General features: G+C 62.4%; 21 protein-coding genes and 3 pseudogenes. 11 read left to right on the forward strand and 13 right to left on the reverse strand.

Going from position 1 to position 21,639, the window contains the following annotated elements; translation table 11 throughout:
* Nucleotides 1–19 precede the first annotated feature (19 nt).
* Nucleotides 20–1,447, forward strand: a complete 1,428-nt coding sequence (locus tag HQ843_RS09190; protein WP_180898673.1) for a multicopper oxidase family protein — start codon at nt 20–22, stop codon at nt 1,445–1,447.
* Between the two features lie 86 nt (nt 1,448–1,533).
* Here the strand turns inward: HQ843_RS09190 and HQ843_RS09195 are convergent.
* Nucleotides 1,534–1,671: pseudogene (locus HQ843_RS09195) on the reverse strand (ornithine cyclodeaminase); the annotation flags it as partial.
* A gap of 239 nt (nt 1,672–1,910) precedes the next feature.
* Between HQ843_RS09195 and HQ843_RS09200 the strand changes: the two are divergent.
* Nucleotides 1,911–2,120 (forward strand): annotated as a pseudogene (locus tag HQ843_RS09200) (IS3 family transposase); the annotation flags it as partial.
* Nucleotides 2,121–2,292: 172 nt separating this feature from the next.
* On the forward strand, nt 2,293–2,802 hold the full coding sequence (locus HQ843_RS09205; RefSeq protein WP_180898671.1) for a helix-turn-helix domain-containing protein: 510 nt from the start codon (nt 2,293–2,295) through the stop codon (nt 2,800–2,802).
* Nucleotides 2,803–3,099: 297 nt separating this feature from the next.
* Here HQ843_RS09205 and HQ843_RS09210 read toward each other — a convergent pair whose 3' ends face one another.
* Together HQ843_RS09210 and HQ843_RS09215 are read right to left on the reverse strand one after the other, a co-directional pair.
* The gene (locus HQ843_RS09210; RefSeq protein ID WP_180898669.1) at nt 3,100–3,657 is read right to left on the reverse strand and encodes an HNH endonuclease; all 558 of its coding nucleotides are present in this window, start codon (nt 3,655–3,657) and stop codon (nt 3,100–3,102) included.
* 115 nt (nt 3,658–3,772) lie between these two features.
* The gene (locus tag HQ843_RS09215; protein ID WP_180898667.1) at nt 3,773–4,417 is read right to left on the reverse strand and encodes a DNA-3-methyladenine glycosylase family protein; all 645 of its coding nucleotides are present in this window, start codon (nt 4,415–4,417) and stop codon (nt 3,773–3,775) included.
* Between the two features lie 41 nt (nt 4,418–4,458).
* Between HQ843_RS09215 and gluQRS the strand changes: the two genes are divergently transcribed.
* Nucleotides 4,459–5,337: a tRNA glutamyl-Q(34) synthetase GluQRS gene (gluQRS, locus tag HQ843_RS09220; protein ID WP_180903470.1), complete on the forward strand. Its 879-nt coding sequence runs from the start codon at nt 4,459–4,461 to the stop codon at nt 5,335–5,337.
* On the opposite strand, the gene HQ843_RS09225 is transcribed toward gluQRS, so the two are convergent.
* The gene (locus tag HQ843_RS09225; protein WP_180898665.1) at nt 5,302–6,216 is read right to left on the reverse strand and encodes a YihY/virulence factor BrkB family protein; all 915 of its coding nucleotides are present in this window, start codon (nt 6,214–6,216) and stop codon (nt 5,302–5,304) included. The two genes, gluQRS and HQ843_RS09225, sit on opposite strands and share 36 nt — an antisense overlap.
* A gap of 87 nt (nt 6,217–6,303) precedes the next feature.
* On the opposite strand from HQ843_RS09225, the gene HQ843_RS09230 reads away from it, so the two are divergent.
* The 6 genes from HQ843_RS09230 (at nt 6,304) to HQ843_RS09255 (ending at nt 10,519) form a co-directional block, all read left to right on the forward strand.
* A complete protein-coding gene (locus HQ843_RS09230; protein ID WP_180898663.1) occupies nt 6,304–7,137 on the forward strand; it encodes an SDR family oxidoreductase in 834 nt (277 codons plus the stop codon).
* A gap of 137 nt (nt 7,138–7,274) precedes the next feature.
* On the forward strand, nt 7,275–7,472 hold the full coding sequence (locus tag HQ843_RS09235; RefSeq protein ID WP_180898661.1) for a twin transmembrane helix small protein: 198 nt from the start codon (nt 7,275–7,277) through the stop codon (nt 7,470–7,472).
* A gap of 109 nt (nt 7,473–7,581) precedes the next feature.
* Nucleotides 7,582–8,148, forward strand: a complete 567-nt coding sequence (locus tag HQ843_RS09240; RefSeq protein WP_180898659.1) for a cob(I)yrinic acid a,c-diamide adenosyltransferase — start codon at nt 7,582–7,584, stop codon at nt 8,146–8,148.
* A gap of 190 nt (nt 8,149–8,338) precedes the next feature.
* Nucleotides 8,339–9,088 (forward strand): electron transfer flavoprotein subunit beta/FixA family protein, encoded by a 750-nt coding sequence (locus HQ843_RS09245; RefSeq protein WP_180898657.1) that lies wholly within the window; start codon nt 8,339–8,341, stop codon nt 9,086–9,088.
* A gap of 14 nt (nt 9,089–9,102) precedes the next feature.
* Nucleotides 9,103–10,032: an electron transfer flavoprotein subunit alpha/FixB family protein gene (locus HQ843_RS09250; protein ID WP_180898655.1), complete on the forward strand. Its 930-nt coding sequence runs from the start codon at nt 9,103–9,105 to the stop codon at nt 10,030–10,032.
* Nucleotides 10,033–10,096: 64 nt separating this feature from the next.
* Nucleotides 10,097–10,519 carry a secondary thiamine-phosphate synthase enzyme YjbQ gene (locus HQ843_RS09255; protein WP_180898653.1) on the forward strand — a complete coding sequence of 141 codons (423 nt, stop codon included), beginning with the start codon at nt 10,097–10,099 and terminating at the stop codon, nt 10,517–10,519.
* A 9-nt stretch (nt 10,520–10,528) separates the two neighbouring features.
* Here the strand turns inward: HQ843_RS09255 and HQ843_RS09260 are convergent.
* Nucleotides 10,529–10,693 (reverse strand): annotated as a pseudogene (locus tag HQ843_RS09260) (SDR family oxidoreductase); the annotation flags it as partial.
* 249 nt (nt 10,694–10,942) lie between these two features.
* On the opposite strand from HQ843_RS09260, the gene ampH reads away from it, so the two are divergent.
* Complete coding sequence (gene ampH / locus HQ843_RS09265) at nt 10,943–12,046, forward strand: D-alanyl-D-alanine-carboxypeptidase/endopeptidase AmpH (protein ID WP_180898651.1); 1,104 nt, start codon at nt 10,943–10,945, stop codon at nt 12,044–12,046.
* Nucleotides 12,047–12,070: 24 nt separating this feature from the next.
* Here ampH and HQ843_RS09270 read toward each other — a convergent pair whose 3' ends face one another.
* The 8 genes from HQ843_RS09270 to HQ843_RS09305 form a co-directional block, all read right to left on the reverse strand.
* Nucleotides 12,071–13,165, reverse strand: coding sequence for an ABC transporter ATP-binding protein (locus HQ843_RS09270; RefSeq protein WP_180898649.1), 1,095 nt, complete (start codon nt 13,163–13,165; stop codon nt 12,071–12,073).
* Between the two features lie 11 nt (nt 13,166–13,176).
* Complete coding sequence (locus HQ843_RS09275; protein ID WP_180898647.1) at nt 13,177–14,058, reverse strand: carbohydrate ABC transporter permease; 882 nt, start codon at nt 14,056–14,058, stop codon at nt 13,177–13,179.
* 3 nt (nt 14,059–14,061) lie between these two features.
* Complete coding sequence (locus tag HQ843_RS09280) at nt 14,062–15,132, reverse strand: carbohydrate ABC transporter permease (protein WP_180898645.1); 1,071 nt, start codon at nt 15,130–15,132, stop codon at nt 14,062–14,064.
* Between the two features lie 427 nt (nt 15,133–15,559).
* Complete coding sequence (locus tag HQ843_RS09285; protein ID WP_180898643.1) at nt 15,560–16,819, reverse strand: ABC transporter substrate-binding protein; 1,260 nt, start codon at nt 16,817–16,819, stop codon at nt 15,560–15,562.
* A 384-nt stretch (nt 16,820–17,203) separates the two neighbouring features.
* On the reverse strand, nt 17,204–18,184 hold the full coding sequence (locus tag HQ843_RS09290) for an aldo/keto reductase (protein WP_180898640.1): 981 nt from the start codon (nt 18,182–18,184) through the stop codon (nt 17,204–17,206).
* A 97-nt stretch (nt 18,185–18,281) separates the two neighbouring features.
* Complete coding sequence (locus HQ843_RS09295; RefSeq protein WP_180898638.1) at nt 18,282–19,163, reverse strand: aldo/keto reductase; 882 nt, start codon at nt 19,161–19,163, stop codon at nt 18,282–18,284.
* Nucleotides 19,164–19,294: 131 nt separating this feature from the next.
* Nucleotides 19,295–20,410 (reverse strand): transporter substrate-binding domain-containing protein, encoded by a 1,116-nt coding sequence (locus HQ843_RS09300; protein ID WP_180898636.1) that lies wholly within the window; start codon nt 20,408–20,410, stop codon nt 19,295–19,297.
* A 20-nt stretch (nt 20,411–20,430) separates the two neighbouring features.
* Complete coding sequence (locus HQ843_RS09305; protein WP_371822188.1) at nt 20,431–21,573, reverse strand: calcium:proton antiporter; 1,143 nt, start codon at nt 21,571–21,573, stop codon at nt 20,431–20,433.
* Nucleotides 21,574–21,639 lie beyond the last annotated feature (66 nt).

The raw sequence follows: 21,639 nt of genomic DNA on the forward strand, positions 1-21,639 counted from the left end.
GGTCTTCGGGAGAACGATCATGTATCGCCGACAATTCATGCAGAGGCTCGCGCTCGGCGCGGCAGCCTTCGGACCCAGCCTGCCTCTGGCCTGGGCCAGTCCCTCGTACGCCCAGCAAGCTCCATCCAGGCTGGAGATCACCAACCGCACGATCGAAGTGAATGGAAAGCCCGCCAAGGTTTTCGGCCTTGTCGGGCCTGACGGAAAGCCCGGCCTCACGCTCAAAGCGGGGCGCCCTTTCGACGTCCGCCTTGTGAACCACAGCAACGAAGCAACGCTCGTTCACTGGCATGGCCTGACCCCGCCATGGGACATGGACGGGGTTCCCGACAATCCGGCGCCGATGATCGCGGCGGGAGGAGAGCGCCGCTACAATTTTCCATTGCTCAACAGCGGCACACACTGGATGCACGCCCATACGCTGCAGGAACAAAACCTGCTGGCAGCGCCGCTGATCGTCCTTTCGGAAGAAGACAGAAAGGCTGATGTCCAGGAGGTCGTCATCCTGCTCCATGACTTCTCGTTCCGCTCGCCCGAGGAACTGCTCGCCGGCCTGAAAGAAGGCGGCAGCGGTGGCCATGGAGGGATGGGCGGCCAAGCGATGCAGGGACATCAGATGTCCGGCATGGCGATGCCGGGAATGCAGATGGACCTGAACGACATCGACTATGATGCCTATCTGGCCAATGACCGGACGCTGGACGATCCGGAGGTGTTTTCCGTCGAAAAAGGCGGGCGGGTGCGCCTGCGCATCATCAATGGCGCCACCGCGACCAATTTCACCATCGATACCGGCACGCTCCCCGGTCGCCTGGTGGCCGTGGACGGCCAGCCGGTCCAGCCTCTTTCCGGCGCCCGGTTCGGCATATCGATGGGACAGCGCCTCGATATCATGCTCGACGTACCGGCCGAGGGCGGCGCCTTTCCGGTTCTCGCCCTTCGCGAAGGCGCGCGCGAACGGACCGGCATCATCCTGGCGACGCGCGGCGCGGCCGTTACCAAGGTTTCCGGCCTCGGGGCGGAAGACGGGCCGGTGCTGGATCTTTCGCTGGAAAGCCGGCTCCGCGGCCTTTCCACTTTAGAAACCGGCCCCACAACCCGTACCTATGACCTCGTATTGTCCGGCAGCATGTCCGGCTACGACTGGCGGATCGACGGCGCGGACCAGTTGCGCGCGCGCCGTGGCGACCGCATCCGGCTCACCATGACCAACATGTCGATGATGGGGCACCCGATGCATCTGCACGGCCACCACTTTCAGGTCGTCGGCCTCAATGGCCGGCCTCTGGAGGGCGCGCTCCGGGACACCGTCTATGTACCGCCGATGGCGACGGTCGATATCGCGTTCACCGCCGACAATCCCGGCCGCTGGCCCTTCCACTGCCACCACCTCTATCACATGGCGAGCGGCATGATGGCCTATCTGGACTACGAAGGATCGATCTGAAGCGATTCAGGCCAGGATTTCCGACGGAGCGCTCCCGCAGACGGGGCGCTCCGACAATGCTGTCGCTGGTTGTGGCGCGCCATCGATCAGACCGCCCGCTGCAGCATGCCGAACAGGTCGCGCGGGTCGTCCGGATCGGCGATCATGTCGAGGTCTTCATAAAGGTCGGCGCCCCCGACCCGTTCCGCGACGTAGCGCAGCACGGTGAAACCCTCGATCGCGAAGCTGCCTTTCAAACTTTCGCCTAACTCTTGGGGCGACACAGCCGGCATTGAGGGACGGCATCAAGGTCTTGATGGGATATGAACCAACGACCCCGTCGAAACGATATTCATTCGCGTAAACTGCTAGTAGCCGAATGCGAGCCCAAGTACGGTCCACCATCAGGTTAAATTCAGATACAGTCCGCTTGGTTCTATCGTCTCAATACCGGCATAGGGGCTTGCGTGAACCGTCAGCAGCAGTCTGGCTTCAAATGAAGCGGGAGGGCTTCGACATAGCCCGCCGCACCGTCGCCTGGCTCATGCGATCGATGGCACTTCATGGTGTCATTCGGGGCAAGCCGATCCGCACGACGATCACGGATAAGTCGGCTCCAAGCCCGCTCGATCGGGTGAGCCGCCAGTTCAAGGCTCCCGCGCCGAACAGGCATTGGGTTTCGGATTTCACCTATGGTGCGCCTCGCCCCAATCGGGGAGGCATATGACTGGAATGCAAAGAGAAAGGAGGTTGCTAAGAATTGCCTGCCCTCTGCTGTAATACGGTTTCCGCCTGATTGACTCGATGGATTCCGGCGCATTTGATGATCTGCTATTCTGCGGTTGAACAAGTCGTGGGAGGAGATGATGGTTGCGATTGCAGATCACCTGAGCGTGGATGAGTTGGATCGCGGATACCGATCTGCCAAGGATGGGACGACGGCGCGGCATTACGAGGTGATCCGGTTTCTGGCCAAGGGCCATTCGACGACGCAGGTCGCGGCACTGAGCGGTTTCGGCCTGCGCTGGATTGAAGAACTGGTGGTTCGTTACAATGCGTTCGGCCCCGACAGCCTTGGTGATCTTCGCCGCAAAAACGGCAAGCCCGCCAGCATTCTGACCGACGGTTTGCTGGAGGCGTTGAGACGTCGGCTCGACAGCCCGCCTGACGACGGCGGCGTGTGGACATCGAAGAAGGCTGCCGGCTTCATCGCCACTTTTCATGGCCTTTCCTCCTGCTCTACCCAGCGTACCGGAAGGCGTTCAGCTCATCTACATGCCGCCTTATACGCCCGAACTGCAGCCGGCAGAAACGCTGTGGGTCCATGTCGACGAACCCATCGTCAACAGCCACCTCAAGACCATCGAAGAACTTGATGACATCATCGCCGCACAGTGCCGAAAGCTCACCGCCGACCCGGACCGCATCAGGACACAGACATGCTTCAAGTGGTGGCCACAAAAACCAACATCGAATTGATCAGCCGGATTTGGTATGACGCCTCGGATTCTCCAAACAAGTGGAGGGAAGACAGGCCCCAAGTAACCTCTCCTCCGGCTGCACTCCTCGACGTATGCCACCTGCTCGGTGAATCCGATGCTTCACATCGGAACCAAAACCCGTCTTTTTTGTGACTTTTATGGGTGCATTTACAGCATGAGATGTGAGGCCGGTTACGGTTCCAGTTCGCTGTCCCAATAGAGATAATCGAGCCAGCTTTCGTGCAGATAGTTCGGGGGAAACTGGCGGCCGTTGTTGTGCAGGTCCTGGACCGTCGGCTGGAAGGGCTTCTGGTGCGGGATCATGCCCGCCTGTTTCGGCAGCCGCGATCCCTTTTTCAGATTGCACGGCGAGCAGGCCGCGACGACATTTTCCCAGGTGGTTTCGCCTCCGCGACAGCGCGGGATCACGTGGTCGAAAGTCAGTTCCTCGCGCGTGCTGCAATACTGGCACTGGAAGCGGTCTCTGAGGAACAGGTTGAAGCGGGTGAAGGCCGGGTGGCGGGATGGCTTGATGTAGGTTTTCAGGCAAACGACGCTCGGCAGCCGCATCGAGAAGCTGGGAGAGGACACGGCCTGATCATACTCGGCGATGATGTTGACACGGTCGAGGAATACGGCCTTGATCGCATCCTGCCAGGACCAGAGCGACAAGGGATAATAGCTCAGGGGCCTGTAGTCGGCGTTCAGAACGAGCGCCGGCAAGGCTTGAGGCGAGACTGCAATCGTCAAGTTGCTCTCCTGATCGATTCGGCATCTGTCTTCTGTATATTAGGCGCGTTGTTACAGTATTGTGAAGCCTGATTGATCACTTGGTCCGCTTGTGCCCGAAAACCCCGCAAAAGCCTTATCCCACCGGCAGGACGTCCCGTTTCGTGATCCGGGCGTAATGCGCCCAGAGAATGCGGGCCGCCACCGAACGGTAGGGTTGCCACTCGCGCGCGACCGCCCGCAGCGCCTCGGCTTCGATTCGGTCGCTTTTGCCCAGCGCCTGGGAAGCGGCTATCCTCAGCGCCAGATCGCCCGCCGGGAAGATGTCGGCATGGCCGGCGCAGAACATCAGATAGACCTCCGCCGTCCATGCGCCGATCCCGCGATAGGTCGTCAGAAGCTTCATCCCCTCGTCCGCCTGCAGCGTCTCCAGCGCGGCAAGATCGAGCCTGCCGTCGTCGATCGCTCGGGCGACGATATCGAGCGTTGCCTGCTTTGCGCGCGTCAGGCCGATGTTCGCGAGGATCTCCGGGGCAAGCGCCAGATAACTCTCCGCCGTCAGCGGATCGCAGGCTGCCTCAAGCCGCGCGAAAATGGCGGCCGCTGCCCGTTTGGAAATCATCTGCCCGGTGATCACTTCCGCAAGGCCGGCAAAACCCGGCGGCAGCAGGCGAAGCGGGATCTCGGGGCAATCGGCGGCAAGCCGGGCGAGGAGAGGGGCGTTTTCGCAAAGGGCCGCGAGCGCCTTTTGTAGATCGTCGCCATTGCGCAGCCGCTGCATCGGCCTTACCCCTTGTCTCGAAGAACCGGACATCTCATCGCATGAAACCGACCCAGGATCGACCCGTTTTCCGCTTCGCGCCGAGCCCGAACGGCTACCTGCATCTCGGCCACGCGCTGTCGGCCTTCGAAAACCAGATGCGGGCGCGGGTGGCGGGCGGCAGGCTGCTGCTCAGGATCGAGGATATCGACCAGGCCCGCGCCACGGCGGCGCTGGAGGCCGCGCTGATCGAGGACCTCGATTGGCTCGGCATTCTATTCGAAACCCCGGTGTTTCGCCAATCGGAGCATTTCGCCGACTATCAGGCGATGCTCGACCGGCTGATTGCCATGGGACTTGCCTATCCGGCCTTTCTGACCCGGGGCGAGGTCCGCCGGCTGGTCGCGGCGCATGAGGCGGAAGGGCGATCCTGGCCCCGCGATCCCGACGGTGCGCCGCTTTATCCGGCAACCGACCGGTTGCGGGGGGAAGGCGAGCGGCGGGCGCTGCTCGCCTCCGGCAAACGCCACGCCTGGCGGTTCGATATGGCGGCGGCCGTCGCCCGCGTCGGCAGGCCGCTGTCCTGGCGCGAGGAGCGCGATGGCCGGGTCGTGGATATCCCCGCGGACCCCGAAGCCTGGGGCGACGTGGTGCTGTCGCGTTCGGATGCGCCGTCGAGCTATCATCTGTCGGTGGTCACCGATGATGCGGCCCAGGCGGTCACGCATGTGGTGCGCGGCCTCGATCTCTATCACGCGACCGCGATCCACCGGCTGCTGCAGGAGCTTCTGGGGCTCGATGCGCCGGTCTATCATCACCACCGGCTGATCCTCGGGCCGGACGGGCGCAAATTATCGAAGTCCAATGGCGATACCGCGCTCAGGCAGTTGCGCGCCGAAGGCCGGTCACGGGCTGATATTCGTGTCCTTTGCGGGATCTGAATGCTTGGCCCTGCGCGAGCGGTGGCGGCTCCATGGGGCGTGCTTGATCACCTTGTATTTCAGCAGCGCCGCATTCACCTCCGCGCCCAGAAGCAGGATCACGCCGATCGAGTAGAGAAACACCAGCAGGATCATCGGCGTCGCAAGCCCGGCATAGGTGGCGCTGTATTGCGCGAAAGTGCCGAGATAATAGGCGAAGCCGGAGGCGAAGACCGCCCAGAAGATCAGCGTCAGGATAATGCCGGGCAGCACGTCGACCAGCCGGCGGCGACCGGCCGCCAGAAACAGATGGGCGATCACCAGACCGAACATCAACAGCAGGAAAGTGCCGACAAGCCGGGCGTTGGCGAGCGTCGTCAACCCGTTTTCAAGCCAGGGAAACCAGCGCTCGGCGAAGTGAAGCGCCAGCGGCACGACCACGAACATGATGCTCAAAAACGCGAAGATGACCGATGCCAGCAACACGAAACCGAGGCTCCTGATCCTGAGCCACCACCAGGTTCGGGTTTCCTCCACCCTGTAGGCGCGGTTCAGCGAAAGCCGTACGGCCTCGACGCCGTTCGAGGCAAAATAGGCGGCGGCCAGCACCGAGACCGTCAGAAGGCCGCCGCGCGGCACCGTCAGCACCTGGCGGATCTGGTTGGAAACAGGCTCGGCGATCTCCTTCGGCCATGCACCGACGATGGTGTTGATCGCGATATCGGCAAACTGGTCGGCGCCCAGAAACCCCGCCAGCGTGGTGCCGAAGATCAGGAAGGGAAACAGCGCAAGCAGCGTCGACAGCGCCACATGGCTCGCCATCGCCCAGCCGTCGTCCTCGCTGAAATGAAAGAGCGCGTCATAGGCCACCTTGAACGTCGTGTGGATCGGCTTTCTCATTCTGGCTCCAAAAGGCGTTGCCGCTTTCGCGGCCGGCTGCGATCCTTATATAGGAAGATCAATGAATTCGTGTACCGGAGTATCATCTTGGCCGAGCAATCCACGATTATCGTCACCGGCTGTTCCAGCGGGATCGGCGCCTATTGCGCCCGCGCGCTTGCGAGGGATGGCTGGCGGGTGTTCGCCACGGCGCGCAAGCCGGCCGATATCGCGGCCGTTGAGGCCGACGGGCTGGAGGCGTTCTACCTCGATTATACCGACGAGGCTTCGATCACCGCGCTGGTCGAGGCCGTCGCCGGCCGCACCGGCGGCCGTATCGACGCGCTTTTCAACAATGGCGCCTATGGCCAGCCGGGGGCCGTGGAAGATGTCGCGACCGATGTGCTGCGCGCCCAGTTCGAGGCCAATTTCTTCGGCTGGCACGAGCTGACGCGGCAGGTCCTGCCCTATATGCGCGCTCAGGGCCATGGCCGTATCGTGCAATGCTCCTCGATCCTCGGCCTGTTGCCCTATCGCTATCGCGGCCCCTATTCGGCATCGAAATATGCGCTGGAGGCGATGTCGCTGACGCTGCGCATGGAACTGGAGGGCACCGGCATTTTCGTGAGCCTGATCGAGCCGGGGCCGATCGCATCGCGCTTTACCGCCAATGCGCTGAAGCACATCCGCGAGAATATTGATATCGAGGGCTCCCACCACGCGGGCGAGTACAAAAAGCAGCTTGCCCGCCTGGACGGCTCGGGACCGCCCAACAAGAGCAGGCTGGAACCGGATGCCGTCCATGCCGTTCTGCTGAAAGCACTAACCGCGAGACGACCGCGCCCGCATTATCCGGTCACGACGCCGGCGAAGCAGGGCATGGTGTTGAAGCGCATCATGCCCGCCGACTGGTTCTACCGGCTGATGGGGCGTTTGAGCTGAGGCAAAACCGGTTCGTCTGGTTCGCTTTCAGTTCCGACGCCGCACAGCCGTTGCGGGACACGCTCGGGTCAAGCCGAGCGGATGCTTGCATGCGCGGCGGATTTGTCGTCTGATGCCGCCGATTTCGAGGAGAAAAAATGTCCACGGTATTCGTTTTCGCCACTGTCATCGTGATGCTGCTGGTGGTGTTCTTTCTGGCCCGGGGCCTCATCAACATGATGCTTGGCGGCGACCCGCACCATTCCAACAAGATGATGCAGGCCCGCGTCGCGTTTCAGGCGCTCGCCATCATCCTCATCATGATCACCCTCTGGCTGATGCAATCCGGCCATTGATCCGGCTTGGAAAATCGCGATATCCGTTGTCGAAACATTGTCGAAACCTGGCGTTTGACAACCGGCCTCGCTCAATTGCGTTGGACTGAAAAGGACTGCGACGGAAAACATGGTCAAACTGAACAAGATCTACACCCGCACCGGCGATGACGGCACCACCGGGCTTGCAACCGGCCCGCGCCGCAGAAAAGCCGATGTCCGGATGGCGGCGATCGGCGATGTCGACGAGACCAATGCCGCGATCGGCCTCGCGCGGCTGCAGCAAGCCGGCGAATATGACGCAGCACTCGCCCGTATCCAGAACGATCTGTTCGATCTCGGCGCGGATCTGGCGACGCCGGATACCGGGGAGGCGCTTGCCTACGAGCCGCTCAGGATCGTTTCCGGGCAGGTGGCTTGGCTGGAAGCCGAAATCGACCGGCTGAACGGCGCGCTTTCGCCCCTGACCTCGTTCATCCTGCCGGGCGGCAGCGCGCTTGCGGCACATCTGCACATGGCGCGCACGGTCTGCCGGCGCGCGGAGCGGGCGATGACGCGGCTTGCCGAGACGGAAGTCGTGTCGAAGCCGGCGCTGCATTATATCAACCGCCTCTCCGACCTGCTGTTCGTCGCTGCCCGCCACGCCAACGGCAAGGGAGAACGCGATGTCCTGTGGGTGCCCGGAAAAAACCGCTGATTTCTGCGAAATCGTGCCAACAAGGCCGATGTTTTTTTTGCGCAAGGCGGGAAAACAAACTATCCATGTCGCCCATTGGCAAGCGACCGCACCGCAAAGGCAGCATGGTCCTTGGCATGATGCCGGACGCGGTTCCGGCGAAAACATTTGCGCGTTTGGCCGGAAACGGCCGTGAGCCTGGAGGATAAACATGAAAATTCTGGTCCCGGTGAAGCGGGTTGTCGATTACAACGTCAAGATCCGCGTCAAGCCGGATGGCAGCGGCGTCGAGCTTGCCAATGTCAAGATGTCGATGAACCCGTTCGACGAGATTGCGGTGGAAGAGGCGCTGCGGCTGAAGGAAGCCGGCAAGGCCAGCGAAGTGATCGCTGTCTCGATCGGCCCGGCGAAGGCGGAAGAGACGCTGCGCACGGCGCTCGCCATGGGCGCCGATCGCGCCATTCTGATCGCGACCAACGAGACCGTGGAACCGCTCGCGGTCGCCAAGCTCCTGAAGGCGGTGGCCGAAGAGGAAGCGCCGCAGCTGGTTATCCTCGGCAAGCAGGCGATCGATGACGACAGCAACCAGACCGGCCAGATGCTGGCAGCGCTTCTCGGCTGGAGCCAGGCGACGTTCGCCTCAAAGCTTGAGCCCGGCGATGGCGAGGCGAAGGTCACCCGCGAAATCGACGGCGGCTTGCAGACGATCTCGGTCAAGCTCCCGGCGATCGTGACCACGGATCTGCGGCTCAACGAACCGCGCTATGCCTCGCTGCCGAACATCATGAAGGCCAAGAAGAAGCCGCTCGACAGGAAAACGCCCGCCGATTACGGCGTCGATTGCACCCGCCGGCTTGAAGTGCTGAAGACCGAGGAACCGGGCACGCGCAAGGCCGGGATCAAGGTCGCGAGCGCCGCCGAACTGGTGGACAGACTGAAAAACGAAGCCGGCGTATTGTAAGGGGAGCCCGCGACATGACCATACTTCTTCTCGCCGAACATGACGGCAGCGCCGTTTCCGAACAGACCGCGAAGGCCGCGTCGGCGGCAACCAGGATCGGCGGCGATATCCACGTTCTGGTGGCTGGAAAGGGCTGCGCGGCCGCGGCCGAGAACGCGGCGAAGATCGCTGGCGTCTCCAAGGTCCTCATCGCCGACAGCGATGCGCTGGCCGAAAGCCTAGCCGAGCCGCTTGCGGCCACGATCCTCGACCTTGCCGGCGGCTATGACGTGATCATCGCGGCGGCGACCTCGATCGGCAAGAATGTGATGCCGCGCGTGGCAGCCCTTCTCGATGTGATGCAGGTTTCCGAGATCATCGAGGTCATTGCCCCCGACACGTTCAAGCGCCCGACCTATGCCGGCAATGCCATCGAGACGGTGAAGTCGCACGACGCCAAAAAAGTGATCACGGTGCGCACGGCAAGCTTCCCGGCTTCCGAAATGACCGGTTCCGCGCCGGTCGAGACGGTGTCCGCCGCCGCCGATCCGGGCCTGTCGCGCTTCGTCGAGAACGCGATTTCGGCCTCGGAACGGCCGGAGCTGACCTCCGCGAAGATCATCATTTCCGGCGGTCGCGCCCTCGGTTCCTCGGAAAAGTTCCAGGAGGTCATCCTGCCGGTGGCGGACAAGCTCGGGGCCGCCGTCGGCGCCTCGCGCGCGGCCGTCGACGCCGGCTTTGCGCCGAACGACTGGCAGGTCGGCCAGACCGGCAAGGTGGTCGCCCCCGATCTCTACATCGCCTGCGGCATATCCGGCGCGATCCAGCATCTGGCCGGCATGAAGGACAGCAAGGTGATCGTCGCGATCAACAAGGACGAGGAAGCCCCGATCTTCCAGGTCGCCGATTACGGCATTGTCGGCGACCTGTTCGTGGTTCTGCCGGAGCTTGAAAAGGCGCTTTGAGGCGCGCTTTGCCCCGGCCTTGCGGGCCGGGGCAGGGCACGTTGCCTGACGCGAGGAGAACGCGATGCCCCAGACCCTCCTGACCATCGATACAAGCGGCCAGGGCCTCTACGAATTCACCGGCGAGGCCGAGCGGTTCGTCCGCAACGAGGCGATGAACGAGGGGCTTCTGACGGTGTTCGTGCGCCACACCTCCTGTTCGCTGCTGATACAGGAAAACGCCGATCCCGATGTCAAGCGCGATCTCGCGGCCTATTTCGCCCGGATCGCGCCGCCGGCCGACGATCCCTCCATGTCCTATCTCGTCCATCGCCTTGAAGGCCCGGACGATATGCCGGCTCACATCAAATCCGCGCTGACGCAGGTCTCGGTCTCGATCCCGGTCTTCGACGGGCGTCTCGCGCTCGGCACATGGCAGGGGCTCTATCTGTTCGAACATCGCGACCGTCCCCACCGCCGCGAACTGGTGCTGCACCTTTCACCGTGACGACATGCTCTATCCGCCGACCAACTCGCCGCCATTGGGATGGAGCACCTGGCCGCTGATATAGGAGGAATCCTCGCAGGCCAGGAATAGCAGGCTGGGGGCCACCTCGTTGGGCTGGCCCGGCCGCTTCAGCGGCGTGTTCTTGCCGAAGGTCTCGACCTTTTCCTGAGCAAATCCCGCGCGGCATTCGCGCTTTTCTGTTTGCTAAAGAGGCAAGGCCGGCATGTTGTTCCAGCCTTCAGGACACGAGAGCTTGTTGAAGGCTGCCAGATGGGCAACGGGCAGCCTGATTGCGCCGCGCAGTTTTCAGCCATTTCTCTCCGAAATGTGTTAGCTTGGGCTTATAGGCCTGATGGGGGAGGGGGCTCCGGGACGAATCCTCTGCGACAGCGCGACTTTTGAAAACAGAAGATTGGAACTCAGATGAGATACGCCTTTGCAGCAATCGCAATTCTGGCAGCAACGCCTGCAGCAGCGAGCGACCCGCTACTCGACGAAGCCGTCGAATTCACCGGGCAGATTTTCCATCTCGACACGGGCGTTCCGGGGCTTGTGATCGCCGCCGTCAGCGGGGATGAAAGCACAGTCTTCGGCTTCGGGGAGATTGCCAAGGGCGGCGGACAGGAGCCGGATGGCGATACGCTGATCGGCGTCGGATCGGTGACGAAGACCTTCACCGGGCTTTCCCTCGCATCCATGGCCGCGGATGGCACCGTTTCGCTCACTGATCCCGTCGGCCCGCATGCCGGCGTCGTCGATGCTCTCCCTGAAAAGGACGGCCGGGCAATCCGGCTGATCGATCTCGTTACCCATTCAAGCGGATTGCCGCGCGAACTCGTCGAGGTCGAAGGCGTCGAAAGATACAGCGATGCCTCCTTCGCCGCCAATCTTTCCGAAAATCCGCTGCTGTTTGCGCCGGGTAGCGGCATTGCCTATTCGAATGTGGGCTTCGACGTTCTCGCGATGGCTCTTTCCCGCATTGGTGGGGAAAGCTACCCGGATCTGCTCAAATCACGGGTCCTGGACCGGATCGATCTGATGTCGACAAGTTATGAACGGCCCGCGGGCGGAAACGCCATGGTCGGCTACGACTGGAACGGCAACGAAATGGACCCCGGCGATCCGATCGCAAACCGCCAGGGCGCATCGGGCCTGTACACCACGGCCAACGACATGGTGCGATATCTGCGCTGGAACCTCGATCGCTTCGGTATAGACGATGCGGAAACCCGCGCGATCAGCCACGCGGCTTGGCTGATGCGCGATGGCCTCAACCCGGTTTTGGGCATGGATGAATCCGGCCATATGGACGCGATGGGGCTCGGATGGGTGGTCATGATGCCTGAAGGCGACAGTCCGCTGATCATCCAGAAGGCCGGCGGAACCAATGGCGTGTTCAGCTACGTCGCCTTTGCGCCTTCGCGCGGCGTCGGCGTGTTCATCGCCATCAATCAGTTCAATTTCTCGGCAGCGACGGAAATGGCCCAGATCGTCAACAATCTGATCGCAAGGCTCGCGCCGCGCTGATCGGCGGCAAGGTGGCGGCGCCCGTCAGGATGAAGCCTTACGGGCGGCTTTTTCCACCGGAAACAGATGCGCCTTTTCCGGCTCGAAGACCAGGGTGATCTCGCTGCCGGTCGCAAGCGGGCGATCTTCTGCGAGCGCTGCGACGATGCGCCCGCCGCGGGTCAGTTCGACATTGATCACGGTTTCGGTGCCGAGCCGTTCCACCAGCGTGACCTTGCCGTGCAACCCGCCGGCCGTGCCGCTTTCCACGACATCGAGATATTGCGGGCGAAGGCCGAGCCGGGCGGTCTTGTGGCCGGTAAAATCGAAGCGGCTCGTGTGAAGCGTGACCGGATCGAGCGCCTCCGATTTGACGGTGATGCCCCGGCCGGTGTTTTCAACGATATCGACATCCATGAAATTCATCGAGGGTGAACCGATGAAGCCCGCCACGAACAGGTTGGCGGGTTCGTGGTAAAGCTCCATCGGCGTGCCGACCTGCTGGACCACGCCATCCTTCAGCACCACGATCCGGTCGGCAAGCGTCATCGCCTCGACCTGGTCGTGGGTGACATAGATCATCGTGGCGTCGAGCTGGTTGTGGAGCTTGCCGATCTCCATGCGCATGTCCATCCTGAGCGCCGCATCGAGATTGGAGAGCGGCTCGTCGAACAGGAAGACCGCCGGATTGCGCACGATCGCGCGGCCGATCGCCACCCGCTGGCGCTGGCCGCCGGAAAGCTGCGACGGGCGGCGGTCGAGCAGATGCTCCATCTGCAGGATCTGGGCCGCGCGGCTCACGGCCTCCTCCTTTTCCTTCCTGGAAACGCCGGCGATCGTCAGCCCGAAGGCGACGTTTTCGCGCACCGACATATGCGGGAAGATCGCATAGGTCTGGAACACCATGGCGATGCCGCGCTCCTTCGGCTGCAGGTCGTTGACCCGCCTGCCGCCGATTTCGAGCGTGCCGTCGGTGATATCCTCAAGCCCCGCAATCATTCTGAGAAGCGTGGACTTGCCGCAGCCGGATGGGCCGACGAAGACGACGAACTCGCCGTCGCCGATATCGAGATCGACGCCCTTGATGACCTCGACCTTGCCATAGGATTTGCGGACCGATTTGAGTGACAGATCTGCCATGTTGTTCTCCCTCAGCCCTTCACGCCGGTTGACGCGATCGATGCGATAAAGGCGCGCTGCAGCACCAGATAGAACACCAGCACCGGCACGGTGATCATCGAAAGATAGGCCATGACCTCGCCCCACGGCACGTTGAGCTGGAAGAAATAGCCGAGCCCGACCATGATCGGCCGATGGGCCTCGTCCTGCACCACGATCAGCGGCCAGAGATATTGTTCATTGTACATTTTCAGCGCTTTCAGGATGGCGGCGGTGGCGATCACCGGGCCCGAGAGCGGCATCACCACCCGACGGTAGATCTGCCACCAGCTTGCGCCCTCGGCGCGCGCGGCCTCGATCAGCTCGCGCGGCAGGTCCTTGAAATACTGCACGAACAGGAAGATCGTCAGCGCATCGGCGATCCAGGGGATGATCTGGACGCGGTAGGTATTGAGCCAGCCCGATGAAAAGCCGTCGAGGCCGAGCCAGGGCAGGCGCGAGACGAACAGCAGCAGCGGGATGGCGATCGTCTCGAACGGAATGATCAGCGTGGCGAGCACGATCGAGAGCACCACCGCATTGCCGCGCCACCGGACGAAGGTGAACGAGAACGCGCCGAGCGAGCATAAGAACAGCGAGGCCAGAACCGTGATCGTCGTCACCATCACCGAGTTGAACACGAACAGGCCGATCGGGGCGCGGCGGAAGGCATCGGCGTAGTTGTCGAGGCTGATATCACCGACCGGCAGGAAGGCGCGCAGCGATGATGTATCGTTCAAGAGCTGGTGGTCGGGCTTCAGCGATGACATCACCATGAACAGCAGCGGCAGCAGGAACACCAGCGCCACCAGCACCAGAACGAGATAGCGCACGGCGAGTCTCAGGCCATGATTGTCGTTTGAGATGGCGGCCATGGCTCAGTTCCTTTCCCGCGTGAAATAGCGCTGCGCCAGCGAGATCGCGAGCACCAGCACGAACAGCACCACGGAGATGGTCGAGCCGCCGGAAATATCCTGCCGGCCATAGCCGCGCTCGACGGCCTGGAATACCAGCGTCTGGGTGGCATCGAGCGGCCCGCCCTTGGTCATCACATCGATCTGCGCGAATACGGCGAAGGCCTGCATGGTGATCACCACCAGCACCAGCACGGCGGTGTTTCTGAGCCCCGGCCACGTGACGTAGCGGAAGGTCTGCCATTTCGAGGAACCCTCGATCGCCGCCGCCTCGTAGAGCGTCGGAGAAATTGTCTGAAGGCCCGAGAGCCAGATCACCATGTGGAAACCGACCGCCTGCCAGATCGACATGGCGATGATCGAGCCGAGGGCGGTATGGGTGTTGCCGAGCCAGTCCACCGGCTGGAACAGGCCGAAGGTGATGCCGGACAAGAGCGCATTCAAAAGCCCGTCATTGCCGTCATAGATGAACCGCCAGAGCAGCGACACGACCACGATCGAGACCACGACCGGCATGAAGAACACCGCGCGAAACACATTGACGCCGCGTAATCGCTGGTTGATCAGCAATGCCAGCCCGAGCGCCAGACCCGCCTGCACGGGGGCCGTGACCGCGACGAAGATCAGCGTGTTGACCAGCGCCCGCATGAACACCACGTCGCGCGCGACCACCACATAGGCCGCGTCGCCCGCATGGACGCGGAACCATTCGCGCATGCCGCGATATTGCGGATAGTCGTCGGAGCGGGTGAGGGTGCGCACCCGGGGATATTCGAGATTGCCGTCCTCGTCGCGCGCCAGGGTGCCGTCGTCGGCGGTTTCGGGCTCGAGTTTTATGACATTGAGGCCAAGGAGATCACGATAGTTCTCGGCGCCGACATAGCGGGTCGGATTGGGCGATATCAGCCGTTGGTCGGTGAGCGAAAACGCGATCGCCAGGAAGAACGGAAGGATGATGAACAGGCCGATGAGCAGAATGGAAGGCGCGGCAAACGCCCATCCCGCGCCATTGTTCTCCGTCAGTTTCCGGCTCATGTGTCGTGTTTCCTGTCTACGCTTGCTTTCGTTCCCCGGGTCACCCGCTCGATGCTGTAGAATGCAATCGCCAGCACTTCACTCCGTGTCACCCTCGGGCTTGACCCGAGGGTCCAGGCGGCAAGGCCCGTCGGTAAATGGATCCTCGGGTCAAGCCCGAGGATGACCCGGAGAGGGGAGGGCCACCACACGGCGGCTTCTCCGCATAGCCCCCAGCTCTTCTCGCCCCGGAGGGGAGAGATGTCGCGACAGCGACAGTGAGGGGAGGGTCCATCCCCGCGAACGCCCTCACGAGACTGACATGCTGCTTCACCCTCACTCCCCCTTTCGGGGGTATCTCTCCCGCAGGCGGGAGAGAATATTGGGAGCAAGCCGCCGCTCCCCTCCACATTAGGCGGGGCCGGCCGAAGCCAGCCGCCGTTCCCCCTCAACCGCCGTGGCCATAGCCCTGGTTGCGGTCGATGTCGGTGTCGATTTCATCGACCGCGCCATCGAGCGTGTCGGCGACATCCGCGCCGTTGGCGATGTCGGCGATCGCCTTCTGGAACACGCTGGTCTCGACCACATAGCCGGGCGTGACCGGACGCAGCGAGCCTTGCGCATCCGACAGGCCGTAGAACACGGCAAGCGGCGCGCCTTCCTTGTAGAAGTCCGACATGTCGGCAGCGGCCTGGGTGGCCGGCACCAGGCCGATACCGTTGGAGAAATCCGCGAGATATTCGTCATGCAGCGCGAATTCGATGAAGGCTGCTGCACCCTCGGGATGCTCGGAAGAAGACGAGATGCCGAGCTGCCAGCTTGCCGCGCCGATCTGCGGGCCCTCGCCGAAATCAGGCGCGGGCAGGAACACGACATCGTCGAAGGCGTCGAGCTTGGCGCGGGCCGTCCAGTTGCCGTTCCAGTCGATGGCGTAATCGCCGTTGATGAAGCCGTTCTGGTGGTCGGCGGGGTCCTGGCTCGGTCCGGGCGCCAGATCGCGCTCGAACAGCGACTGCCACCATTCGCCGAAGGCGATCGCCGCCTCGCCGTTCAGCACGCCCTCGGCGGACTGATAATCGGCGCGGTCGACAAGGTCGCCGCCGAAGGATTGCAGGAAGGGCAGGAAGGCATAGGTGTACCATTCGCCGGCATCCGCCATGCCGAGGTTCAGCGGATATTCGAAATCGCCGCTATCCTTGAGCTTGACGAGGATGTCGTCGAATTCCTCCGCTGTCCACGGTTCTTCCAGCGTCGGTCTGCGGATATCGTATTTGTCGAGATAGGACTGGCGGGTCATCATGGCGAGTGCCGCATCCCAGAGCCCGACGGAGTAGATCTGGCCGTCCCATTCGCCGATCGCGCCGGGGAGGAAACCGTCGAGCTTGGCCTTGTCGATCGGCAGCGGCTGCATATAGCCGGACCACGCCCAGTTCGGCATGATCGGGCCGTCGACATCGATAATGTCCGGCAGGTTGCCGGCGAGCGCGGCCGCCGTTACCGAGCCGTTATAGGAATCCTCGGGGAAGCTTTCGAGCACCACTTCCCAGTCATCCTGACTGTCATTGAAGTCGGAAACGATGTTTTTGAGAATGCTGGATTCCGTCTCGTTGCCGGCGCCGTGATACCACATCGTCAGTTCCGTGGCGGCATAGCCGGTCGCCGGCGTGGTCGCCATCAGCGAGGCCAGGATGAAAGCTGTCTTCTGCATGTTATCTCCTCCGATAAATTGCGCTCAGGCGGAATTGCCTAAAAAATGCGGTGACCTGGCCACCGCAATGAACGTTTTTCGGGAGGGTGTGCCGCGTGAGCCGCGGGCAGGTCGAAGACCCAAGAGAAAAGAGGTGGCGGGGGCTTCCGGCGCACAGACGAACGGCAAACCGTTCCGCGCGCCCGGACTGCCATGACACCCTCCCCGTGCCAGGACAAAGCCACCCCGCCAGTGTCCCTGCCGGAGGCGGGACACATCTGCTGGTTAACGGCTTATTAACACGAAAGTTCCCCCGGCCTCAACCGGTGGACGCAATCAATTCGGCATCTGGCTTTGGCATTGCTTCCGCCACTGCCGTGAACAGGTCTGCAAGGACGCTGCCCGCTACTTGAAGCCCATCACCCGGTGGGGGATGTAGGGGGCCTGAAGCCGGGCAATCTCATCCTTCGAGAGATCAAGTTCAAGCGCGCCTGCGGCATCATCCAGGTGATGCGGCTTCGAGGCGCCGATGATCGGGGCGGAGACGACCTTTTTCGACAGCACCCAGGCGAGCGCCACCTCGGCCATCGGCACACCGCGTTCCTCGGCGATGGCTGCGACCGTCTCGACCACCTTGCGGTCGGCATCGGCGGTTTCGACAAACAACGTCTTGCCGAACTCGTCGGTTTCGGTGCGGTTGGTCTCGGTGTCGAAAGGCCGGGTCAGGCGGCCGCGCGCCATCGGGCTCCAGGGAATGACGCCGATGCCCTCGGCTTCGCACAGCGGCAGCATTTCGCGCTCTTCCTCGCGGTAGAGCAGGTTGACATAGTTCTGCATGGTCACGAAGCGCGCCCAGCCATTGGCCTTCTGGGTGGCGAGCATGGTGGCGAACTGCCAGGCATGCATGGACGATGCGCCGATATAGCGCGCCTTGCCGGCCTTGACCACATCGTGCAGCGCCTCCAGCGTTTCCTCGATCGGCACGTCGTAATCGAAGCGGTGGATCTGGTAGAGGTCGACATAATCGGTGCCGAGGCGACGCAGCGAATTGTCGATTTCCTGCATGATCGCCTTGCGCGACAGACCGGCGCCGTTCGGGCCTTCATGCATCCGGCCGTGAACCTTAGTGGCCAGCACGATCTCCTCGCGCCGGGCAAACTCCTTCAGCGCGCGGCCGACGATTTCCTCCGACGTGCCGGCCGAATAGACATTGGCGGTATCGAAGAAATTGATCCCGTCCTCGACAGCCTTGCGGATGAAGGGCCGGCTGTCCTCTTCGCTCAGCGACCACGGGTGGCTGCCCCGGTCGGGCACGCCATAGGTCATGCAGCCAAGGCAAAGGCGGGAAACATCGAGGCCGGTGCGGCCGAGCTTGACATATTTCATGGCTGGAAATTCCTGTTTTCGGCAGGTTTCACGATATTCGCGCCGCCGGCAAGGCAAAAATGCAGCCGGCGGCGTCGTGGCTTTCGAAGCCGATGGCTCAGGCCGCCCTGGCGAAAACCTTCCTGCCCTCGGCATCAAGTGCGGAAAAATCGTCGTCGGACAGCGCGATGTTGGCCGCCGCGACATTTTCCTCCAGATGCTTGACCTTGGAGGTGCCGGGGATCGGCAGCATCACCGGGCTGCGTTTCAAGACCCAGGCAAGTGCTACCTGGCTTGGCGCCGCGCCATGCTTGCCGGCGATATCGTCGAGCAGCGAGCCCTTGCCCGCGAGTTCGCCTGCGGCCAGCGGGAACCACGGAATGAAGCCGATATTGTTGTCGGCGCAGTAATCCAGAACGTCCTCGCTGGTGCGGTCGACCAGATTGTAGCGGTTCTGGACGGTGGCGACGGGGAAGACCTTGCGGGCGGCTTCGATTTCGGCGACCGAAACCTCGCTCAGCCCCGCATGGGCGATCAGGCCCTCATCGAGGAATTCGCGGATTGCGCCGAACTGTTCGTCGGCCGGCACTTTGCTGTCGATGCGGTGGAGTTGCCACAGATCGATCTGTTCGACGCCCAGATTGCGCAGGCTTTTATGCACCTGCTGGCGCAGATATTCCGGCCGGCCGACCGGGATCCAGACATTCGGCCCGGTGCGGGTCAGTCCGCCCTTGGTCGCGACCTTCACATTGCCGTAGGGATGGAGCGCCTCCTTGATCAGCCATTCGGAAATATCGGGACCGTAGCTGTCGGCGGTATCGATGAAATCGACGCCGAGTTCCGGCAGGCGTTTGAGGGTTGCAAGCGCGCCCTCGCGATCGTCGGGCTCGCCCCAGATACCCTTGCCGGTAATCCTCATGGCGCCGTAGCCAAGGCGATTGACGGTCAGCTTGCCGCCGATGGAAAATGTGCCGGCCTTGTCGGCGATTTTGTCAGCCATTGTCGTCTCCAGTGATGGAATGCGCAGGCCTGGGAAGCCCTCAGCGCAGGGAAAATGTCGATTGCCGGACTGAGGTGGGACGGAACGGGCGGAGTTTCAAGGCAACGGCCCGCCGCCGTGTCGGGATGCGGCTACCGCTCATTGCCGAAATATTGCTGTGCCAGTTCGCGCACGACGCCGTCCTCCTGCAGCGACAGAAGACGCAAGGTGATCGGCTGTATCAGCGTGTCCTGGCCATAGGGCAGGGCGAAGCCGAACTTGTCGGGGGCGAAGATGCGGCCAACGACATCGAGGCCCAACGCGGGGTTTTGTGCCTTGTAGTATTCCAGCACCGGCGCATCGCCGACGATCGCGTCGATCTCTGCGCCGCGCAGCGCGGCGACGGCGTCGTCCATGCCGGTATAGGTGATGAAATCGACGCCGTTGCGGCGCATCCGGTTTTCAGCCGTCGAGCCCTTGAAGACGCCAACGGTGCGGCCCGGCAGGTCATCCGGTCCGGTGATGCTGCCGGTGATCGCGATACTGGTCATGACGCTGGTGACCGATGAGGTGATATAGGCAACGACGGCGATGCCGATGATCAGCCAGAAGGCCGAGAAAATCCTGCCATACCAGCCGAAGAGCTTGGCGCGGCTCGGCAGCGAACCCTTGGTCACCACCAGCATGACGGCATAGAAGCTTTCGGATACGCCTTCGCGCCAGCGCTTCGGAAAGTTCTTGTCGAAATGCCGGTCGAACAGCGTCAGTCCGATGGTGCCGAGCATGATCAGCACCAGCAGCCAGGCGTAGTAGCGCAGATAACCGGCCTCGGCGAGACCGTTCCAGACATTGACAAGGGAGGAGCCGGTCCGGTCGTCGACCATGACGCGAAGCCCGGAATCGAACCAGGGCTGGGTGAAATCGACCAGTTCGGCGCGCTCTTCGGTGATCGAGATCGCGCCGACCGCCACATCGACGTCTCTGGCCGCCGTCGCCGTCAGCAGGTCCGCGACGGTTTGATATTCGACATAGGTCGGCTCGATGTTGAAGCCGTCCTCGATCTCCCGCCAGAGCTCACTCGCCATGCCGGTGATTGTGCCATCGCTCTGCTTCGTGATGAACGGCGGCAGTACGCGATAGCCAACCTTGATCTTGAGCGGTTCGCCCAGGTCCTGGCCGAAAGAAGGCCCGGCCAATCCGCACAATGCGAGAAACAACAATGAAACAAGAAGACCGGGAAGGCGCAGGTTCAGGCTTGCTTTTGACATCAGTCGGACGGTCCTTTCGGTTATCCTCTGTAGATCAGCAGAAGGAAGGCGACAAACAGCAGGAAATGCACCGCGCCCTGCAACAGATTGGTGCGTCCGCTGGCGAATGTGACGATGCTGACGGCCAGAATCAGGATCAGCAGCAAGGCATCCGTCGGCGCAAGGCCGAGTTCGAGGTCGAGGCCGAGCACGCTCGAGACCACAAGCATGATCGGCACGGTCAGGCCGATCGTGGCGAGCACCGAACCGAGGAATATATTCACGGACGACTGCAGCCGTTTGTTAAGTGCCGCCTTGACCCCGCCGATGCCTTCCGGCGTGGTGACCAGGATTGCCATCAGCACTCCGCCGATTATGCCGGGCGCGCCGTGGGTTTCGATGATATGATCGACGGGTTTGGCGAGCTGCTCGACGAGATAGACCACCGGCACGATGTAGCAGAACAGCAGGATGACGCTCAGCCAGAGCGGCCCGGAAGGCTTTTCGTGCTCTTCGGTTTGCGCGACATCCTCGTCCGGCTGGGAAAAATAGCCGCGATGCCGCCCCGTCTGCATCATCAGGAAAATGAAATAGAGGCCCGCCGCCATCGAGCCGAGCATGACTTTCTGGACGGCGCTCAGGGTCGGACCTTCGGTCGAGCTGGTGAAATCGGGCAGGATCAGGCTGAACACGGCCAGCGGTATGATCACGCCCAGATAGGCGTTGGCGCCCTGCAGGTTGAAGGTGAGTTCGCGATGGCGCAGCGCGCCGAGCAGCAGCGAAATCCCCAGCATGCCGCCCATGATGATCATCACCACGGAAAACAGCGTGTCGCGCACCAGCGCCGGATTGTTCTCGCCGTTGAGCATCACCGCGGTAATGCTCAGCACCTCGATGCCGGTGATCGAAAGCGTCAGCACCAGCGTGCCGAAGGGCTCCCCCAGCCGCCCGGAGATCGCCTCCGCATGACGCACGACGCCGACAGCGGCTGCCAGGATCACCAAAAAGAACCACGCGGTCAGCAGGGCCAGCTTTAGCGGGTGGCTCATGTCGTGAAACAGCGCGTCTTCGAAAAGGAAGGCGATGATGCTGGTGATGATGGCAATCCCGAGCACGCGCTCGCGCCTGGCAAAGGCGATAAACGAGAAGCGCCCTGCGGCCTCGGCCGCGCTGTGCTCGCTGATCAAGGGTGTGTCTCCTCGTGTCGGATGATCCCGTCGCCTTGGGACTACCTATTCGATTGCCACGAT

It is taken from the genome of Martelella sp. NC20, from assembly GCF_013459645.1.
Lineage (GTDB): Bacteria > Pseudomonadota > Alphaproteobacteria > Rhizobiales > Rhizobiaceae > Martelella.